The organism is Bdellovibrio bacteriovorus str. Tiberius (assembly GCF_000317895.1).
Classification (GTDB): Bacteria; Bdellovibrionota; Bdellovibrionia; order Bdellovibrionales; family Bdellovibrionaceae; genus Bdellovibrio; species Bdellovibrio bacteriovorus_F.
Genome location: NC_019567.1, coordinates 25796 through 43155 on the forward strand (window position 1 = coordinate 25796; position 17360 = coordinate 43155).

General features: G+C 49.5%; 20 protein-coding genes. 13 read left to right on the forward strand and 7 right to left on the reverse strand.

Annotation, left to right across the window (positions count from 1 at the left end):
* Window positions 1–88: 88 nt before the first annotated feature.
* Window positions 89–1732 (forward strand): S8 family serine peptidase, encoded by a 1644-nt coding sequence (locus BDT_RS00130; RefSeq protein WP_015089235.1) that lies wholly within the window; start codon window positions 89–91, stop codon window positions 1730–1732.
* A 68-nt stretch (window positions 1733–1800) separates the two neighbouring features.
* Here BDT_RS00130 and BDT_RS00135 read toward each other — a convergent pair whose 3' ends face one another.
* Both BDT_RS00135 and BDT_RS00140 read right to left on the reverse strand, forming a co-directional pair.
* Window positions 1801–2685 carry an alpha/beta fold hydrolase gene (locus tag BDT_RS00135; protein ID WP_015089236.1) on the reverse strand — a complete coding sequence of 295 codons (885 nt, stop codon included), beginning with the start codon at window positions 2683–2685 and terminating at the stop codon, window positions 1801–1803.
* A gap of 11 nt (window positions 2686–2696) precedes the next feature.
* A complete protein-coding gene (locus BDT_RS00140; RefSeq protein WP_041576715.1) occupies window positions 2697–3386 on the reverse strand; it encodes an FHA domain-containing protein in 690 nt (229 codons plus the stop codon).
* A gap of 148 nt (window positions 3387–3534) precedes the next feature.
* Between BDT_RS00140 and rpsF the strand changes: the two genes are divergently transcribed.
* The 4 genes from rpsF to BDT_RS00160 all read left to right on the forward strand — a co-directional run bounded on the left by rpsF (window position 3535) and on the right by BDT_RS00160 (window position 6410).
* Window positions 3535–3993: a 30S ribosomal protein S6 gene (gene rpsF, locus BDT_RS00145; protein WP_015089238.1), complete on the forward strand. Its 459-nt coding sequence runs from the start codon at window positions 3535–3537 to the stop codon at window positions 3991–3993.
* Window positions 3994–4012: 19 nt separating this feature from the next.
* Window positions 4013–4903 (forward strand): DUF2232 domain-containing protein, encoded by an 891-nt coding sequence (locus BDT_RS00150; RefSeq protein ID WP_015089239.1) that lies wholly within the window; start codon window positions 4013–4015, stop codon window positions 4901–4903.
* 16 nt (window positions 4904–4919) lie between these two features.
* Complete coding sequence (gene rplI, locus BDT_RS00155) at window positions 4920–5363, forward strand: 50S ribosomal protein L9 (protein WP_015089240.1); 444 nt, start codon at window positions 4920–4922, stop codon at window positions 5361–5363.
* 171 nt (window positions 5364–5534) lie between these two features.
* Window positions 5535–6410 (forward strand): S1 family peptidase, encoded by an 876-nt coding sequence (locus BDT_RS00160; RefSeq protein ID WP_041576717.1) that lies wholly within the window; start codon window positions 5535–5537, stop codon window positions 6408–6410.
* A 74-nt stretch (window positions 6411–6484) separates the two neighbouring features.
* On the opposite strand, the gene BDT_RS00165 is transcribed toward BDT_RS00160, so the two are convergent.
* The 5 genes from BDT_RS00165 to BDT_RS00185 form a co-directional block, all read right to left on the reverse strand.
* Window positions 6485–6688: a hypothetical protein gene (locus BDT_RS00165; RefSeq protein ID WP_011162659.1), complete on the reverse strand. Its 204-nt coding sequence runs from the start codon at window positions 6686–6688 to the stop codon at window positions 6485–6487.
* A 115-nt stretch (window positions 6689–6803) separates the two neighbouring features.
* The gene (locus BDT_RS00170) at window positions 6804–7730 is read right to left on the reverse strand and encodes an SDR family oxidoreductase (RefSeq protein ID WP_015089243.1); all 927 of its coding nucleotides are present in this window, start codon (window positions 7728–7730) and stop codon (window positions 6804–6806) included.
* A 14-nt stretch (window positions 7731–7744) separates the two neighbouring features.
* Complete coding sequence (dnaB, locus tag BDT_RS00175; RefSeq protein ID WP_015089244.1) at window positions 7745–9160, reverse strand: replicative DNA helicase; 1416 nt, start codon at window positions 9158–9160, stop codon at window positions 7745–7747.
* Between the two features lie 102 nt (window positions 9161–9262).
* Window positions 9263–9502: a helix-turn-helix domain-containing protein gene (locus tag BDT_RS00180; protein ID WP_015089245.1), complete on the reverse strand. Its 240-nt coding sequence runs from the start codon at window positions 9500–9502 to the stop codon at window positions 9263–9265.
* 95 nt (window positions 9503–9597) lie between these two features.
* Entirely contained in the window at window positions 9598–10236 is a 639-nt protein-coding gene (locus tag BDT_RS00185; RefSeq protein WP_015089246.1) for a radical SAM protein, read from the reverse strand.
* 92 nt (window positions 10237–10328) lie between these two features.
* On the opposite strand from BDT_RS00185, the gene BDT_RS00190 reads away from it, so the two are divergent.
* The 8 genes from BDT_RS00190 to BDT_RS00225 all read left to right on the forward strand — a co-directional run bounded on the left by BDT_RS00190 (window position 10329) and on the right by BDT_RS00225 (window position 17357).
* Complete coding sequence (locus BDT_RS00190; RefSeq protein ID WP_041576720.1) at window positions 10329–12722, forward strand: DNA translocase FtsK; 2394 nt, start codon at window positions 10329–10331, stop codon at window positions 12720–12722.
* Between the two features lie 72 nt (window positions 12723–12794).
* On the forward strand, window positions 12795–13367 hold the full coding sequence (locus BDT_RS00195) for a hypothetical protein (protein ID WP_041576722.1): 573 nt from the start codon (window positions 12795–12797) through the stop codon (window positions 13365–13367).
* A gap of 3 nt (window positions 13368–13370) precedes the next feature.
* Window positions 13371–14237 (forward strand): tetratricopeptide repeat protein, encoded by an 867-nt coding sequence (locus tag BDT_RS00200; protein ID WP_041576724.1) that lies wholly within the window; start codon window positions 13371–13373, stop codon window positions 14235–14237.
* Window positions 14221–14436, forward strand: a complete 216-nt coding sequence (locus BDT_RS00205; RefSeq protein WP_015089250.1) for a lipoprotein — start codon at window positions 14221–14223, stop codon at window positions 14434–14436. The genes BDT_RS00200 and BDT_RS00205 overlap by 17 nt, the downstream gene beginning before the upstream one ends.
* Window positions 14433–15290 (forward strand): diaminopimelate epimerase, encoded by an 858-nt coding sequence (dapF, locus tag BDT_RS00210; RefSeq protein ID WP_015089251.1) that lies wholly within the window; start codon window positions 14433–14435, stop codon window positions 15288–15290. Before BDT_RS00205 ends, dapF begins: the two co-directional genes overlap by 4 nt.
* Complete coding sequence (dapA, locus tag BDT_RS00215) at window positions 15287–16168, forward strand: 4-hydroxy-tetrahydrodipicolinate synthase (RefSeq protein ID WP_015089252.1); 882 nt, start codon at window positions 15287–15289, stop codon at window positions 16166–16168. The genes dapF and dapA overlap by 4 nt, the downstream gene beginning before the upstream one ends.
* The gene (locus BDT_RS00220) at window positions 16165–16851 is read left to right on the forward strand and encodes a 4-hydroxy-tetrahydrodipicolinate reductase (RefSeq protein WP_015089253.1); all 687 of its coding nucleotides are present in this window, start codon (window positions 16165–16167) and stop codon (window positions 16849–16851) included. The genes dapA and BDT_RS00220 overlap by 4 nt, the downstream gene beginning before the upstream one ends.
* Window positions 16848–17357 (forward strand): hypothetical protein, encoded by a 510-nt coding sequence (locus tag BDT_RS00225; RefSeq protein WP_015089254.1) that lies wholly within the window; start codon window positions 16848–16850, stop codon window positions 17355–17357. The genes BDT_RS00220 and BDT_RS00225 overlap by 4 nt, the downstream gene beginning before the upstream one ends.
* The last annotated feature ends 3 nt before the right edge of the window (window positions 17358–17360 follow it).

Sequence of the window (17360 nt, forward strand, 5' to 3'; positions counted from 1 at the left end):
CATTGGTACCATTTTGGAACTAGGAAACGTCTGGGAAAATTTTTCCCCTTCGCTTTCTGGAAAATCACCCAATGAAGGAGAGGATCATATGACAGGGCTTATCGGAAGAGCCTCCAAGGCAGCCATCTTTGGTTTGCTGATCACAGGATTGAACGCGTTTGCAGCAACGCCTGAATCCGTACCTGGTGAATTCATCGTAAAATTCAAGGACGAGGCCGTAGCTGTTTCTTCCATGAAAGAGCTGAGCCAGGATCTGGGTTCTTACATTAAAGATGTAATCCCCGGTCAAAACATCGTCGTGATCAAACGCCCGGTGTTTGAAATCCAATCCAACGTGATGAAGTCCCTGGCGATGAATCCAAACGTGGACATCGTAGAACCAAACTTCATCTATAGAATCAACAAAACTCCCAACGATCCAATGCTGGGTCAATTGTGGGGCATGATCAACACCGGTCAGGCGGATTCCCAAAAACGTGAAGGCATTGCCGGCATCGATGTCGGTGCGGAAGCAGCCTGGAACATCACGACGGGTTCCAAAGATGTTGTTGTTGCCGTGATCGACACAGGCATCAACTACAACCATCCGGATCTTAAATCCAATCTTTGGACGAACGATGCAGAACTAAACGGTAAAGCCGGCGTGGACGACGACGGCAACGGCATCATCGATGATATCTACGGTGCAAACTTCGTAACCGCGGCAAAACCTACTGGCAATCCACTGGATGACCACGGTCACGGTTCCCACTGCTCTGGCACGATCGGCGCTTCCGGTGATGACGGCAAAGGCCTTGTGGGTGTGGCTTGGAATGTTCGCATCATGGGTGTGAAATTCCTTTCTGCGAGCGGTTCCGGTTCTTTGGATGGCGCTTTGAAAGCCATTGATTACGCAACTTCCAAGGGTGCAAAGATCCTTTCCAACTCCTGGGGTGGCGGTGGCTACTCTGAGACTTTGAAACAGGCGATCGAAAGATCCAATGCAGCAGGTACTTTGTTTGTGGCGGCTGCGGGGAATGAATCCAACAACAACGATTCCAACCCGACTTACCCTGCAACTTACGATGTGCCAAACGTGTTGTCTGTAGCAGCTATTGATAACCGCGGTCAGATCGCTTCCTTCTCGAACTATGGTAAAACCAAAGTTCACGTGGGCGCTCCGGGTGTGAACATCGTTTCCTCCATCACAGGTGCGGGTTATGATTCCTGGTCCGGTACGTCCATGGCGACACCTCACGTGTCTGGTATGGCGGTTCTTCTGGCAACGGCTGAGCCGAATCTGACGGGTATCGAGATGAAAGAAAGAATTATCGCGACGTCCAAGCCTCTGGCGGGTCTTCGTGGTAAATCCAAAGGTGGTTTGGCAAATGCTTACACCATGCTGACAAACACCCTGCCCCAGCCGGATCCAAACGATCCAGTAAACTGGCAGACTGTGGACGTGGCCCACTCCACTCCGCACCCGTACACCAACAAATCCAACCTGGTGTATGAAGTTTCTGTACCGGGCGCAAAACAGATCTCCGTCTATTTCTCCAAGTTCGACACTGAGAGAGACTATGACAAAGTGGAGTTCTTTGATGCCAATGGAAAACTTGTCGGCAACATGAGTGGCAAGAACGATGAAACATTCTCTCCGGTTATTGATGGAGAGTATGTGAAGATCGTCTTCACTTCCGATGATTCAGTTAACAGATACGGTTTCGATATCACTAAAGCGGCGTGGAGATAATAAGCCCCACTGGTGATTGAAAAAGCAAAAGCCACTCGGTAAATGAGTGGCTTTTTTATTTTTCGGATTCAGATTTTTCTTTCTTTGACGTCGATCAGGAATTTTTCGATTTTCAGATTGGTGTAGTCCGGGAAATCCAGCTGTGTGCAGTGGGACCCGTAAGGCACCAGGGCAAATTCCGAGTGTTTGATTTTTTCTTTGAAGTGATACTGAAAGCGGATCGGCGTGACCATGTCTTTTTCGCCGGAAATAATCAGCACCGGCACTTCGATTTTTTCAAGCACCGGTTCGCCGTCGTATTTCATCAGCTCTTCAAACAGTCTCAGGAACACTTCCAGATTCATGCGGGCCACGCCACGGGCATAGACCTCGATGTCTTTGAAATGCGTGACTTTCAGATTGAATCCACCCGCCAGGGCTGCGATGTACATCGACATCGGATTATCAACGGCCAGTTTCCACAGAGTATTCCACACGTCCGGCTGATTTTCGTATTGTGACTTCACAAAATAGAAAAACGGTTCAACGACATCCAGGCCGAACATGCCCTTGATCGGATTTTTTGCAAAGCCGTTGATGAAGACCATCGACAAAAACAGTTCCGGCTTTTTTTCGTACAAATCCAGCAGCAGAGGCGCGCCAAAACTGTGCCCGGCAAAGTGAGCCTTGCGGATATTTAAATGCGCCATAAGCCCGATAATGTCCTTGGAAAGGGCTTCCACGGTCAGTTGGCTGACGTCGGCGACGGGACAGGATTTCTGATGCCCGCGCAGATCAAAACTGATGACCTGATATTTCTTCGAGAAGTATTCAATCTGGTGATGCCAGTGATTCAGCAGACAGGCGATGCCATACACCAATACCAGAGGCTCGCCCTCGCCGCGCACTTCGTAGTAAATCGGAGTGCCGTCGAAGCTTTCAAAGCTGCCGGTGGTTTTGGGTGTGGTCTGCATGATGCCTTCCTCTAGATGTAGGTGACTTTAATAAGGGTGTTCCCCACAGAAATCAAATCCCCATCTTTTAACATTTCGGCATCTACGGATTTATTGTTAAGGGTGACCCGGCCAGGTGCTTTAATTTTAATTTCCACCATGCCCGGTCCTGAGTGCAGTTCAAAGGCCTCTTTAGGGGCTTCGTCGTCCAAAAGCTCAATATCCAGGCAGTCGGCCCCGGCCTTTCGGGGGCCGTACCCTAAAATAATTTCCTCATCGGTTTGGATACCCTGAATGAACTGTAGACGCAGCGCAGGACTGAAGCTTTGCAAGGTTGGCGGCTCGGAGGTTTCAGGGGCCGTCAGCGCCCCCAAGCGGTCTTGCAAAATACTGCGCCAGGTGATCAGGCGGCTGAAATCCAATGCGAGTTCTTCTTCGACGGTCACGACTTTGAACTGGGTCCTTCCCAGCTCAAAGATAACCCCCGGTAATAAGGCCACTTTTTTCACACGGCGGCCATTGATATGGATCCCGTTGGAAGATTCCAGATCCTGCAGAACGTACTGCCCCTTCCCGTCCACCGCAAACTGGGCGTGGGTGCTGGAGACTTTTCCGTCCTTGATGATGATGTCGGCCTTGGATCGACCCAGGGTCAAACCCTCTTCAACTTTGAAGCGGGAACCTTCGTTGGGGCCGTCCATAATCTCAATAAATGTGACCATTTACACATTCTAGGGCTGGTTTCTTGGGGATTCAATTGCCTATTCCTTGTGCTTGGGCCAAAGCCGTGCTAAACCCGTAAAACATTTTAAAAAGTCATCCTTGCTCCCGCACACAGAGGTGGGGGCTATAAACCGAAAGGATAGTTCAATGGAAACTACTACAACGAAAAAACCTTACGAGGTTGTCGTTCTTATGCACCCAGATGCTACTCTGGAAGATCAAAAAGATCTTTTCAAGAAGAACAAAGCTACGATTGAATCCTACAAAGGTTCCATCAACTCTTTGGAAACTTGGGGTAAAAGAACTTTGGCAACTCCAATTGGTAAGCTGAAAAAAGCTGTCTACTTCCACTCTACATTTGAAGCAGATACTCAAGCTATTGCAGAGCTTGAAAGAACTATGCGTATCAACGACAAAGTTCTTCGCTTTATGCACACTCGCCTGGATGAGCGCACTTCATTGGGCAAATTCATGGAAGGCTTCAAAAAAGGCCTTGCTGAATCTGCAGCTCGTGAAAAAGAACGTGAAGCAAAAGCTGCTGCCCGTAAAGCTGCATTTGCTGCTGCTAAAGCAGAGCGTTCTGAGCGTTACGACAAAGGCGAATAATTTAGAAAAGGCGTAAGCCATGAAGAAGACGGCGACCCCACAGAAGTTCATCACAATTTCATCTCTCTCGATTTTGTTGTCGATGCTCACTGTGGTTATGGGCGCCCCTCTTCTGCGTGTTTTGCGCCAGACTTACGGCCCCGTCGCCTTTTGGATTTTGGGGATCGTGGTCACAGGAGCAGCGTGGCTCCTGAACGCTCAACCTCTCGCTCTGTTTCTAGGCTCTGTTTGGATGACTTTAGGCGCCTATATGGAAATGGAACAAAGAGGACTTGGGTGGTGGATTTCGGGCCTGCTGAGTGTCTTCGTGGGATCTGTGGCCGCTGGCCTGGGTATCCTGGGGGCTTTCAAAAGAAACGGCATCAACACGTATGCTGAAGTTCAGGGACTGGTGGAAAAGTTCGCACAGAAGGTTCAGGAAATGAATCCCGCTGTGAAAATGGATCCGGGTGTTCTGATGCAGCAGGTTCCCTCGGCCGTGGTTATCATTTTGGTGTTAGCCCTGGGTTTGGGACTTATTTTTGAGAGAAGGGTTTTTTCGTGGCTCAATTTGCCCCGCGAGAAAATTGCCTCTCAGCTCAAGTTGTTGGAATATCGTTTGCCCGATTATTTTATCTGGGTGGCGATGACAGCCTTCCTTCTGACAATGGTGAGTTTTGGCGGTAAGGCCATTGCTATCCTCGCAGTAAATATTTTGAACGTCGCAATCGTTCTTTATTTCTTCCAGGGGCTGGCAGTGTTGGAGGTATTTCTGAATTCGATGAGAGCAGGATTGTTCATTCGGGTTCTGACGTACATAATCTTGGTCGGTCAGTTATTGCCGATTCTGGCAGTGGTTGGCTTGATCGATTACTGGGTTGATTTCAGAGCGCGTCTTCGCAAAATGAAGGCACCGTCTGAAAACAGCTAAAAACTATGGAGATCACATGAAAGTTATTCTTCAAAAAGACGTTAAAGATGTAGGTCGTGTTGGTGAGTTGGTGAACGTTTCTGAAGGTTTCGCGAGAAACTTCCTGTTCCCACGCAAACTGGCTGCTGAAGCTACTGAAAAACGCGTAAAAGAGTACGAGCACTTGCAACGTGTTGCTGAAGCGAAAAAGAAAAAAGCTTTGGCTGAAAGACAAGAGATCCTGAACAAAATCAACGGCACTACAGTTACATTCAAATTGGCTGCGGGTGACACTGACAAATTGTTCGGTACTGTAACAACTACAGACATCTCTAAAGAACTTCAGAAAATGGGTCACTCTGTTGACCGTCGTGACATCCACTTGGAAGAGCCAATCAAAGTATTGGGTCAGCACAAAGCGGTTGTTCGTTATTCTGAAGGCATGGAAGCAAAGATCCAGATCGCTGTTGAGCGCGCGTAAGCCGCATTACAGTCTTCTGAAAGCTGAATGTTTCTTAAAAGGGACCCTTGTAGGGTCCCTTTTCTTTTTATCCATAAGACTTTTTTATGGACCACATTTGAAAAATTGTATTGCACCGGTGCCATTTTGGGTGTTTAACGGCCTCACCTTTTGGGGAAGGTAGGGGGCGACATGAAACTAATCAACGTATCTAAAGCATTGGTTCTGACGACGACGGTTCTGGCAGGTTTGGTGGCGTGTTCACCGGCTTCTCAAAACGCGGTAAACACTCAAGGCACAAGCATTATCGGCGGCGAGCCGGTAGAGACTTCTGATTCCATCGCAAAGACCACAGTGGCTATTATCGCTTCTGTACAAACTCAGGATGGCCAGGAAGGTTCTTTCATCTGCACGGGTTCCCTGCTTAAAAACAACATGGTTCTGACGGCAGGTCACTGCGTTCCGGTTGTGGGCGAAGAATACAAAGAAGTCGCTATCTATATTATTTTCAACACTGACATCAATAAAATGGAAAGAACAGATGTTCGCCTGGTGACGGATGCAGTTGTTCATGAAGACTACGGCAAAATGGGCGAGCAAGGTGAAGACGCCAACGACGTGGCGGTTTTGAAGTTCGCGGGCAACATGGCTCCGGGCTACAAAGTGGCGAAGTTCCTGTCTGATGAATCCCTGCTGGTTGCAGGCACGAAAGTGACTTTGGCGGGTTACGGTCTGATCGAAACAGATGGCGTGAACACAAAATCTGACGATCGTCTTCGCAAAGTGGATGTTGAGATCGTTGAATCCTTCGGTAAAACTGAAATCCTTCTGGATCAGTCCCAGGGTAAAGGTGCTTGCCACGGTGACTCCGGTGGTCCGGCGTTCCTGGAGGTAAAAGGTCAGCAGTACGTTTGGGGTATCACCAGCCGTGGTGCCGGTAAAGACGGTAAAGATGACTGCTCTCTGGTCAGCGTTTACACGAAAGTGAAATCTCAAGCGGATTTCATCAACGGTGCGATGAAGACTTTGCAAAAAAGAGCGAAACAAACAGCGGTAGCGGCGAAGTAATTCCCCACCGGGTTTAAAAACAAAAAGCCACACTGAGATAGTGTGGCTTTTTTCGTTTTAAGGGGTTGAATTGATTAAGCGCTCTCGGCGCCATCCTCGACATGCATTTCCAGGAAGACCATCTGCAGGTATTCCGCCATCACCTCGCGCAGTTCTTCCAGCGTCAGGCTGTCGGGATTCTTCCCGTGCTTTTCCAGCAAACTGTTGAATTCTCTTTCGACAGGGTCCTGTGGCAGTCCAGTTGCCGCAACCACTGTCTTCGCTAGATTATTTCCCATGATCAGCCTCCATGCTTTTCAAAGGTCTCTATATTGAAGACGACTTCAGTCCATCAAGAGGTTAACGGGAACTCAACCCCAAACCCCCAAACAAGTCCAAGGTCCAGTTGGCCGCCTAAGAGCGCCTGTGCGTGTGCTCTTTAGCCCAATGCCGCGCCCCCGGCAGGCACCAGTACAGGAACGGCAACAGCACCCGGCGTGGCAGCAGTCGGCGGATATAATAAAATACCGTCGCATCCAGGGTCGCCGGAATCCACAGTGGCGGGTTTTCGGTTTTCATGGTGTGCAGAATCTGTTTGGCGACTTTTTCCGGAGTGGTCAGCGACATGTTCATCATGTTTTCCACAAACGGGGTCATGTTCTTATAGAAATCACAATACGGTCCATTCCAGTTGCGGGCCGGATCCGAGTTCTGGGTGTGATAGACGTTCTTGTGGGAAGGGCTGTGGATGAAGCCTGGTTGCACCAGAGAGATCGTCACCCCAAAGGGGCGCATCTCATACCACAAGGCTTCCGAAGCGCCTTCCAGCGCGAACTTCGAAGCCGAATACGAAGACATCGTCGGCATCGCCAGCATCCCGCTGACGGAAGACACGTTGATGATCTTTCCCCTGCCCGTTTCACGCATGTGCGGAAGGCACAGACGGATCAATCCCATCGGCCCGAAATAGTTGGTGGCCATTTGCAGCTCTTCATCTTTTTCGGTCATGTGTTCAACCACGGCACGATAAGAAATGCCGGCGTTGTTGATCAGAATATCGATGCCGCCCCAGATTTTGCTGACCTCATTCACCAGCAGTGAACGATCGGTTTCAGAAGTCACATCCAAGGGACGAATCAACAGGCGTTCATCTTCCAGAAATTCATCGCGAAGTCTATCCAGGCTTTTTTCCCGCGCTGTCAGCACCAGGCGGTATTCAGGATGCCGGCGCAAAAGATGCGCAACCGCAAGACCGATCCCGGAGGAACATCCAGTGACTAAAACGACCGGTTTGAACTCTTGTTTGTGTTTTCGTTTGAAGAAATGAAAAAGGGGCCCCATAGGACCCCATTATGTTAGACCGTTGAACCCGGTGCAAAGTTTTTAGGTCTGCCGCCCGGCATTGGTGGGGGCGCCTGTGGTGGAGGCAGTGGACTCACCGGGCTGCCTTCCGGATCTGCATCACGGAATCTATTGTACTGGGCATCGAAGCGCATTTTCACAGGGCCGGTGGCACCGTTACGCTGCTTACCCACGATCACTTCGGCGTGACCTTGTTTGTCCGGATTTTCTTTGTCGTAGTAGTCATCACGATAAAGCATCATGATAACGTCGGCATCCTGCTCGATGGATCCGGATTCCCGCAGGTCAGAAAGCATAGGTTTCTTCTCGGTACGTCCCTCAACCCCACGATTCAGCTGGGCTAGTGCGATCACTGGAATCTGCAATTCCTTGGCGATAGCTTTCAGGGATTTGGAGATTTCCGCAACCTCTTGCTCACGCGAGGACATTTTCTGTTTCATGCTCATCAACTGCAAGTAGTCGATCATGATCAGATCAAGACCGTGTTCGGCTTTCAGACGACGGGCACGGGAACGAATCTCAAACGGAGAAACACCCGGTGTATCGTCGATGAAGATGGAAGCTTCAGAAAGCGCGCTGGCGGCGTTGATAAGTTTCGGCCATGCAGAATCCTGGATGCGGCCGTTACGGATTTCGCTCATGCTGACTTTGGATTCAGCAGACAACATACGCATCATCATGGACTCTTTACCCATCTCCAGGGAGAAGTAAGCAACAGTCTTTTTCAGACGAAGCGCCACGTGCTGGGCGATATTCAGAGAGAACGCGGTTTTACCCATCGACGGACGAGCGGCGATAATCGTCATCTCACCCGCGTGCAGACCCGCAGTCATTTCATCCAGTTTTTTGAAACCGGTGGCAAGACCCGTGATCTCCGCCTTATTTTTGTAAAGCTCTTCGATTTTCTGGATGGAAGCTTTAACGATCTCCATAGAGCCCACCAGGCCCGTTTTGGCTTTGGTATCACCAATTTTGAAGATCTCGGATTCCGCCTGATCGACGAAGGATTCAACGTCGATGAAATCCTGATCATACGCTTTTTCAATCAACGAAGAGTTGATTGAAATAAGACGGCGCAAAGTCGCCTTGTCTTTCACGATTTTCGCGTGAGTGGAAATATTCGCAGAAGAAATTGTTTTATCCAGAAGGCTGATCAGATATTCAGGACCGCCGGCAACATCCATGTGTCCCTGGGACTGCAGAACGTTGGTCACAGTGATGATATCGATGGGCTGGCCCTTGGCGTGCAAATCTTTGATGGCTTCGTAGATTTTCTGGTGACCAGGCTTGTAGAAGTCATCGGCCATCAGGACGTCACCGACCTGATCGAGAGCTTCGCGATCCAGCATCAAACCGCCCAGGATGGACTGTTCGGCATCAAGATTTTGTGGTGGAATTCGCGTACTCATTGAACCCCTCTAGAGTGGCGAAAATTAATAGAACTCAAAATTTGCGGGCCTCGTGCGTGGTGGTGGTTCTAGGTGGCCCGCTGATGCAAGACTTGAACGATACTAGTTCATTTTCTTTACACGAATCTTATAGTTGTCAATTTTCTTCTTAAGAGTGTTGCGATTGATGCCAAGCATTTGCGCGGTTTTCACCTGATTGCCGTTATAGGCACGCAAAGCAAGCTCAAGAAGAGGTTTTTCCACTTGTTCCAGAACCACATTGTACAAACCGTTCAACTCAACTTGTGCTTCTTTTTGCTGGGCAAAAAGAACTTCTAGTTTGCTTTTAACTAGTTTCTCCAAGCTTACAGATTGAAGGTTAGCGACAAAAAGATTATCGGAACTGTTTAGGTTCGGCGTCATGGAACTCCCAAAATTTCAGACTGAATAGTTAGAGACTATACTCCGCGTGTTTCGGGATTCCAAATATACTTATGGAGCTGTAATTGCAACCTTGCTGATGAATTTTTCTGCAAAATTTTTTCTGCCAACCAGCGTTCAGACACTTGGCCGTATGATGGGCTGTATAAAACCACAAATTTTTCAAATAAATTATGTTGACGGCAGAAATCCTCAGACCATTCGAAATCTTCTTCTGAACAGATGACGAACTTGTATTCCGTGCTGGCAGTGGAAAAGCCGATGTTGGCCATCACAAATGAATCTGCAGCACCGCTGTCAGGAGTTTTCACATCCAAAATAATTTTTACGCGAGGATCCACCAGTTCAACACTTTTTGATCCACTTGTTTCCAAAGAAACCAAGTAGCCTTTGTCGCACAAAGTTTTCATCAAAGTGTGAACTTCTTTTTGCAACAGTGGTTCACCACCGGTGATGCAAACATTAGGTGCCTTATGAGAATCGATTTCGGCGATGATGGCTTCCAGGGTCTGCATCTCACCTTCATAGTACGAATACTTGGTGTCGCAGTAAGTGCAGCGCAGGTTGCAGGCGGTCAGGCGCACGAACACCGTGGGGCAGCCCACATAGGTCGTTTCACCTTGAATACTATAGAAAATCTCATTTATTTTAAGCATTTGACTGGCTCTTTGTCGGGCATACCGGGGCTTAAGTCAAGGAAGGCCCCTGCGAGCATGACTAACTGCTGGGAATTTCGTAAATTTTTTAAATGAACCAATTCCTTAAAAAGTTTCGACAGGACGTCATTTCAATAGGCTTTTTAGGCTTGGGGCTTTTCCTCGCCCTGGCCCTGGTTAGCTATAACCCTATGGACCCTTCCCTGAATTCAATGGGACAGGGCCTAAGATCCACAAATTACTGCGGAATTGTCGGAAGCTTCCTGGCGGATATGCTTTATCAGGCGATGGGCCTTGCGGCCTGGGTGGTGGTGGCGTGTTTTGCCAAAATCGCCTATGCAAGCTTTAAGGGTGAATCCCTGAACCTTAAAAACATTCGTTTTGTCTGGGCTTTGCTGCTGATCGTGAACGTGGCGGCTTTGTTCAGTCTGTATCTGCCCAACACCAAGATCTTCCAGGGGCAGATCTATCTGGGGGGCCTTTTGGGTTTGGGCGTGTCCCAGGCGCTGATGCAGGCGTTTAACTCCGTGGGTGTGCAGGTGATTTTGTGGTCTTTGATGGCCGTGCTGGTGGTGTTCTATTCCGAACGCACACTGCAGGAACTGGCAGAGATTCCCCAGGGTCTTTTTGCTGACATGAAAAAGAAAAAGTTCACCGACAAAATTGCGGCGTTCTTTTCTGGCATGTTCGTGAAGGAAGAAAAAACCAAGAAGTCCAAGAAAGACGAAAAAGCCAAAGCGGCGATCTTCCCTCTTTCCGATAAAAAATTCGTAGAAAAAGCATCTGAAGAAGAGGAAGAGGACGAGGAGCTGGAAGAGCTTCTGGCCGCGGCCGAAGAAGAGGATGAAGAGGAAGTCGAAGAAGACGAGGAAGAATCCGACGACGAAGAAGAGGAAGAAGTTCCTGCTGTTCGTCTGGCGCAAAAACGCAAAGTCGTGATGAAAGCCAAGCCTCCGCGTCGTATTGAAAACTGGGATATGCCGAAATTGGCGTTGTTGGAAGATCCTCCAGCATCCCGAATCAAGATCGACAAGGCCGAGATTCAGCGCAAGGCCGATTCACTGGTTGAAAAATTGAAGAACTTCTCCATCGAAGGCAGCATCCAGGACGCCAAACCTGGCCCGCTGGTCACGATGTATGAATTTAAACCCAATGCCGATGTGAAGATCTCAAAAATCTCAGAACTGGAAGACGATCTGTCTTTGGCTTTGTCTTCAGAATCCGTGCGTGTGGTGGGTCACATCCCGGGCACTGATGTTGTGGGTATTGAAACCGCGAACTTAAAGCGTGAAACCGTTTATTACAAAGACTTGATCGCGGAAGACACCTTCTGGAGCGAAGATCTGGCACTGCCGATGGCCGTGGGCCGTGCGGTGGATGGGGAACCAAAAGTTGTGGATCTGAGAAAGATGCCGCACTTGCTTATCGCCGGGACGACGGGTTCTGGTAAGTCCGTGTTCGTGGGCTCGATCATCACGGGTCTGTTGTTCAGACACTCACCGAAAACGCTGCGCTTGGTGCTGATTGACCCGAAAATGGTCGACTTAGCACCATTCTCGACCGTTCCGCATCTGGTGCTTCCGCATGTGACCGAGCCGAAGAAGGCTGCGACTGCGCTGAAGTGGGCGGTGCGTGAGATGGAAAAACGTTATAAGTCCCTGTCGAAATTCGGTGTGGGTAAAATTGAAGCCTTCAACGAAAAGACCGGCAATCTTTCCAAGGCCGACGTGGAAGAGCACGAAAAGATCAATCAGGATCTGGAAGAAGGCAAAGCGAAGCTGGATCAGTACTATTACCAGCCACTGCCTTATATCGTGATCGTGGTGGATGAGTTGGCCGACTTGATGATCGTTGAAAAACAAAACATTGAAGAGCCGATCCAGCGTCTGACGCAAAAAGCCCGTGCCTGCGGAATCCATTTGATTCTGGCGACACAGTCTCCGCGTAAAGACGTTGTGACCGGTTTGATTAAAACGAACATCCCAGGCCGAGTGGCTTTGAAAGTGGCGTCCAAGATGGATTCCCGTATCATCATCGATGACTCGGGCGCTGAACGTCTGCTGCCAAACGGGGATATGCTGTTCCAGGCGCCGGGTGTGGGAAAACCAACTCGTCACCATGGTCCTTATTTGTCAGACGCCGAAATCGGCAATGTCGTGAAACACTGGGCATCGCAGGCAGAGCCGGAATACGATCCACTGGCGATGAAAGCCCTGGATGGATTTGCTGGCGGTGATGGCGGCGAAGCTGGTGGCGGCGACGGCGGCGGCTTTGGTGAAGAAGAGTATGATGAAAGATACGACGAGATTCTGTCTTGGGCTTCTGAGCAGAAAGAAATCTCTGCGTCTTTAATTCAGCGCAAATTCAGACTCGGTTATCCGCGTGCCGCCCGCATGATTGAGATCTTCGAAAAAGAAGGTGTTGTGGGGCCAGCGAATGGCAGCAAGCCGCGTCAAGTTCTTGTGAGTAGTTACAGAGAACAATAAATAGAGTCTTGACTGCACCACCCTTGGTCGTGGTCTCATTAGGAGACCATATAACCATTCAAGGAGGAATTTATGTTCAAGGCTCTTATTGCGGCCCTAGGTTTGGCGTTCTCTGTTAATGCAGTTGCAGCACCATCTATCACGGAAGTAGTAGTTCAGGCTCAAATGCCTGGTATTCTGGAACAGGCTCAAACAACTGGTTTGGACTGGAAAGTTGGCGACAGAGCTGACTACAGCATCGACATGGGCTTCATCAAAGGCTCCATGATCACGTCTGTAGCTTCTATCGGCGCTGATGGCATCTGGATGAATCAGGATATGGATCTTGGTTTTGCTGGTAAGCAAAAAATGGAAATGCTGATCGATCCAAACACTGGCGAAACCAAAAAATTGCTGGTGAACGGTAAAGAACAACAAATCCCTAAACAAGACATCGAAGTTATCGAAGTTAAAGAAGCGCGCATCACAGTTCCTGCTGGAACTTTCGATTGCATCCACGCTCGCCTTAAAAACAAAGAAGACAACTCTGAAATCAACGCATGGATCAATCCACAGTTGGTTCCAATGTCCGGTTTGTTGAAACAAGTTGCTCCAAGCCAATTCGGCCAAGTGACTGTTGCTTTGAAATCATTCCAGAAGAAATAATTCATGAGAATGACAGTGATGAGAGCCGCCTTAACAGCGGCTCTTTCCTTTTTTGCCCTGCCCGCTTTTTCTCAGACCAAACTTCCAAAGTCTGAGACCTACAAAGATATTATCGAAAAAGCCTACAATTTGAGTCTGCAGCGTGATCGCACCCAGGCGCTCAATATTCTTTCCAGCGCGATTCAAAGAGAAACCCGCCCCCAGGCGGTGGCTGAACTTAAAAAAACCGTCAGCGAAGTTTCCAACATCTTTTTCAGCGACAAGTCCCAGCAGCTTTATGAAACCGGCGTGTCTTTGCGCAAGGCCGATGTGAATCAGGCTTTGGACAAAGTTTCGGAAGCCGCGCGCATTGAGCCAGACAATTTCCCGATCGTGATTGAAATGGCGAGACTTATGATCGCCAAGGGCGACTGCAAGGCGGGCTTGGAAACTGTAAAAAAGCAGCTTCTGGTGGTGCCTTTTGATGAAGATCTGAAACTGACCCAGGCCCAGGCTTTGGCGTGTCAGACCAAGTGGCCGGAATACCAGAAAGTCTATGACACGGTGGCTGTGAAGAAGTCTCCGCTGCAGAAATACTGGTACGCCCTGGAGGTTCAAAAGTTTCTGGATCTTAACAATCCGCTAAAAACTCAGGAAACCCTGGGTCTTTTGAAGAAAGCGGACGAAAAATATCCTGAATCCTTCTATTGGCAGTGGAAAGTGGCTCATTCTCAGAAAAGGATGAACACCGAGCAGGCTCAGAAATACGTGATGACCTGCAAAAACATTTCTGCGAACCAGTACAGACAGTATATGATAGACCCCATGCTTTGCCGCCGCGTTTTGGAAGTCGAAGGCGAGCTTAAGGGGATGAATGGAACCACTGAATAAAATCCTTCTGTTTGCAGTATTGGCCCTGGCTGTCTCCGCGTGCGGAGTCAAGGGCCGTCCCCTGCCACCACTGAACCCGGCGCCGCTGGGCCGTGGTGAGCCGACCTTCAAGGATGCCAACCAAGCACCGAATCCAAAAAAGAAAACCATCAAAAAAAATCAGGATGACGACACCGCCGCCGAGACGGAGGAGCGATGAACCGACTGCTACCGCTTTCCATCACCAAGATGTCCGGAGCGGGAAATACATTTTCACTGATTGATGCCCGCAAAGGATCGGTGTGGGCGGATCTGGAAAAAACCCTGGGCATGACTCGCCCGCAGTTTGCCAAACTGGTGTGTGACCGCGTTCTGGGTCTGAGCACCGATGGTTTCTTGCTGATTGAAGATGGCAGCGAAGGTTTTGATTTTCACTGGGATTTTTATAACAACGACGGCTCCACCGCGGAAATGTGCGGCAATGCTGCCAGATGTGCGGCCCGTTTTTGCTATGACACTTTAGATGCCAAAGGCACGGGCATCCTGCGCTTTAAAACCGGCGCGGGCCTTGTGGTGGCGCAGATTCTGGGTAACAGCCGCATCCGCGTAAAAATGCCGGAGGCGCGCTTCATCCAGGAGTTGATTGAACTTAAAACCAAATCCAGTTCGACGGAAAAATTCGCCCTGGTAAACACCGGTGTTCCGCATCTGGTGCAAAAGATCCATGCGTTTTCAGACACCGTGGCTTTAAAAGACATGGCCCGCGAAGCCAGATCCCATCACGATCTGCAACCCGCAGGTGCCAACGTCACTTTCTTTGCCGAGGAAACAGCCGGGAAAATCAGAGCCGTGACTTTCGAGCGCGGGGTCGAGGATTACACTCTGGCCTGTGGCACGGGCGCTGTGGCGGCGGCTTTGGTTCACAGCAATGAAAGCAAAGATACCAGCGTGGAAGTGCAAATGCCCGGTGGATCAATGCAAGTGACGTTCATCAGTGGTGATCCCCACCCGCTGATGGAAGGTGATGCGGTTTTTGTCGGGGACTTTAAATACAATCTTGAGGTGGTAGGATGAAAAATTTCAAAGGCACGTTCACCGCACTGGTAACGCCATTTAAAAACGGAAAAATTGATTACGCTTCTTTGGATAAGCTTTTAAAACAACAGCTGACTGGCGGCGTGGATGGTTTTGTCGTGAACGGTACGACAGGTGAAAGCCCGGTGCTGACTTCTTCTGAAAAAGCCGAGCTGTTCAAGCACATCCGCAATATTTGCGGTGACAAAGTTGTTTTGATCATGGGAACCGGGTCCAACAACACGGCCCAAACGATTGAAGATTCCCGCAAAGCTGAAGAAATGGGTGCGGATGCCATCCTGGTCGTAGTTCCTTACTACAACAAACCACCACAGCGTGGACTGTATGAACACTTTAAAGCCGTGGCGTCTTCGGTGAAGATCCCAACGATTCTTTACAATGTCCCCGGCCGCACGATCACATCCCTTGAAAGCAGCACCATTCGTGATCTTTCCAAGGTCACGGGCGTGGTCGGCATCAAAGAAGCCACGGGCAAAATTGATCTGGCCAGTGAAATCATCAAAGCCTGCGGCAGTGAATTTGTGATGCTGTCCGGGGATGATGGCACGTATGTGGAATTCCTGGGCGCTGGCGGTCACGGGGTGATCTCGGTGGCGTCACATGTGATTCCCGCACAAATGGTTCAGTGGAAAAAATGGGTGTCTGAAGGCGCCCTTGAAAAAGCCCGCGCGGACATCGCGAAATACAACGACATGATCAATCTGCTTTTCGTTGAAGCCAACCCGATCCCGGTGAAAAAGGCTTTGCAATTGATGGGCATTTTGGATTCTGCAGAACTGCGTTTGCCACTGGTGGAGCTGGGTTCTGAAAACACCGCAAAACTTCAGGCCGAAATGAAAAAAGTGGGTGTGCTGTGAAGAAAATCAAAATCGGCCTGATGGGTTCGGCCGGTCGCATGGGTCAAGAGATCGCCGGGGTGATTAAAGCCAATCCCCGCTGCGAACTGGTGTATGCTCCACTGCGCGCGGAAAAATGGGATTCCAAGAAAGCCAATCAGGTGGATGTGTGGATTGATTTCACTTCACCAGAAGCTTTGAAGGATGTTTTGAAAAAAGCCAGCGAAGCCAAAACACCGGTGGTGTGCGGAACGACGGGCTTTTCCAAAAAAGAAAAAGAGCTGCTTAAAACCTACAGCAAAAAAATCCCGGTTTTGTGGTCTTCCAACATGAGCCTGGGTGTGGCTGTGCTGAACGAGGCGCTGAAAGCCTTTTCTGCGATTTCGCACTTTGATTTCCAGATTGAGGAAATCCATCACAACCGCAAGAAAGACAGACCTTCCGGAACTGCGATCACCCTGCAGGAGAATCTGGAAAAAGCTGTGGATAAGAAACTTCCTGAAGCTTTGGCCATCCGCGGAGGCGGCGTGTTTGGCGTGCATAAGATCTTTGCCATGAGTGATGAAGAGGTTCTGACCTTTGAACACACGGCTTTGAACCGCACCGTCTTTGCGAAAGGCTCTGTCCAGGCGGCAGAGTGGCTGGTGAAACAAAAGCCCGGTCTTTATCAGATCCGCGATGTTCTTTTCGGAAAAAACAAATGAGTCCTGTGCGGCATTCGGCATTGATATATCTGACGCTGGATCTGGTCGGCGGCACGGAGAAGGCCAAAGCACTTTTGGCTAAATTGTCAGAGTGTGGAGACATTGTGGCGATTTCTTCGGTGTACAAACGTTACCTGACTCCGGAGCGTCTGGATCTGAGTGCCCGCATGGAATTTGTGATCCGTTTTGAAACCATGATGTCTGTGGATCAGTGTCTGCACGTGGTTCTTTCCGGCTGCGCGGAAGGGGCGCCGGGTTTGCTTCAGCGCAGCCATGCTGAACTGACCCTTTTGACTTTCGATGACATGATTCTGATGTCACCGCGTTTGACGCTTCCCTATCCGCAACTGCACCAGGATCCGCTTATTATTCGCTGTGCCGCAGAGGCCTGGGGGCAATATGAGCATCCCATCTATCAAAAGAGCTTAAGCGAAATTGCGCGCTCCGCCCTTCCTGCCAAGCAGGCCGAGTTCCATATTCAGGGTAAAAGCCTGGTTGATTTTTAATCC

Excerpts from the sequence above, each read along its gene's own strand:
- BDT_RS00205 (WP_015089250.1), top strand. The coding sequence starts at position 14,221 with ATGGAACCACTGAATAAAATCCTTCTGTTTGCAGTATTGGCCCTGGCT.
- BDT_RS00130 (WP_015089235.1), top strand. The coding sequence starts at position 89 with ATGACAGGGCTTATCGGAAGAGCCTCCAAGGCAGCCATCTTTGGTTTG.
- BDT_RS00165 (WP_011162659.1), bottom strand. The coding sequence starts at position 6,688 with ATGGGAAATAATCTAGCGAAGACAGTGGTTGCGGCAACTGGACTGCCA.
- rplI (WP_015089240.1), top strand. The coding sequence starts at position 4,920 with ATGAAAGTTATTCTTCAAAAAGACGTTAAAGATGTAGGTCGTGTTGGT.
- BDT_RS00135 (WP_015089236.1), bottom strand. The coding sequence starts at position 2,685 with ATGCAGACCACACCCAAAACCACCGGCAGCTTTGAAAGCTTCGACGGC.
- BDT_RS00225 (WP_015089254.1), top strand. The coding sequence starts at position 16,848 with ATGAGTCCTGTGCGGCATTCGGCATTGATATATCTGACGCTGGATCTG.
- rpsF (WP_015089238.1), top strand. The coding sequence starts at position 3,535 with ATGGAAACTACTACAACGAAAAAACCTTACGAGGTTGTCGTTCTTATG.
- BDT_RS00170 (WP_015089243.1), bottom strand. The coding sequence starts at position 7,730 with ATGGGGCCCCTTTTTCATTTCTTCAAACGAAAACACAAACAAGAGTTC.
- BDT_RS00150 (WP_015089239.1), top strand. The coding sequence starts at position 4,013 with ATGAAGAAGACGGCGACCCCACAGAAGTTCATCACAATTTCATCTCTC.
- dapF (WP_015089251.1), top strand. The coding sequence starts at position 14,433 with ATGAACCGACTGCTACCGCTTTCCATCACCAAGATGTCCGGAGCGGGA.
- BDT_RS00160 (WP_041576717.1), top strand. The coding sequence starts at position 5,535 with ATGAAACTAATCAACGTATCTAAAGCATTGGTTCTGACGACGACGGTT.
- BDT_RS00195 (WP_041576722.1), top strand. The coding sequence starts at position 12,795 with ATGTTCAAGGCTCTTATTGCGGCCCTAGGTTTGGCGTTCTCTGTTAAT.
- dnaB (WP_015089244.1), bottom strand. The coding sequence starts at position 9,160 with ATGAGTACGCGAATTCCACCACAAAATCTTGATGCCGAACAGTCCATC.
- dapA (WP_015089252.1), top strand. The coding sequence starts at position 15,287 with ATGAAAAATTTCAAAGGCACGTTCACCGCACTGGTAACGCCATTTAAA.
- BDT_RS00190 (WP_041576720.1), top strand. The coding sequence starts at position 10,329 with ATGAACCAATTCCTTAAAAAGTTTCGACAGGACGTCATTTCAATAGGC.
- BDT_RS00185 (WP_015089246.1), bottom strand. The coding sequence starts at position 10,236 with ATGCTTAAAATAAATGAGATTTTCTATAGTATTCAAGGTGAAACGACC.
- BDT_RS00200 (WP_041576724.1), top strand. The coding sequence starts at position 13,371 with ATGAGAATGACAGTGATGAGAGCCGCCTTAACAGCGGCTCTTTCCTTT.
- BDT_RS00140 (WP_041576715.1), bottom strand. The coding sequence starts at position 3,386 with ATGGTCACATTTATTGAGATTATGGACGGCCCCAACGAAGGTTCCCGC.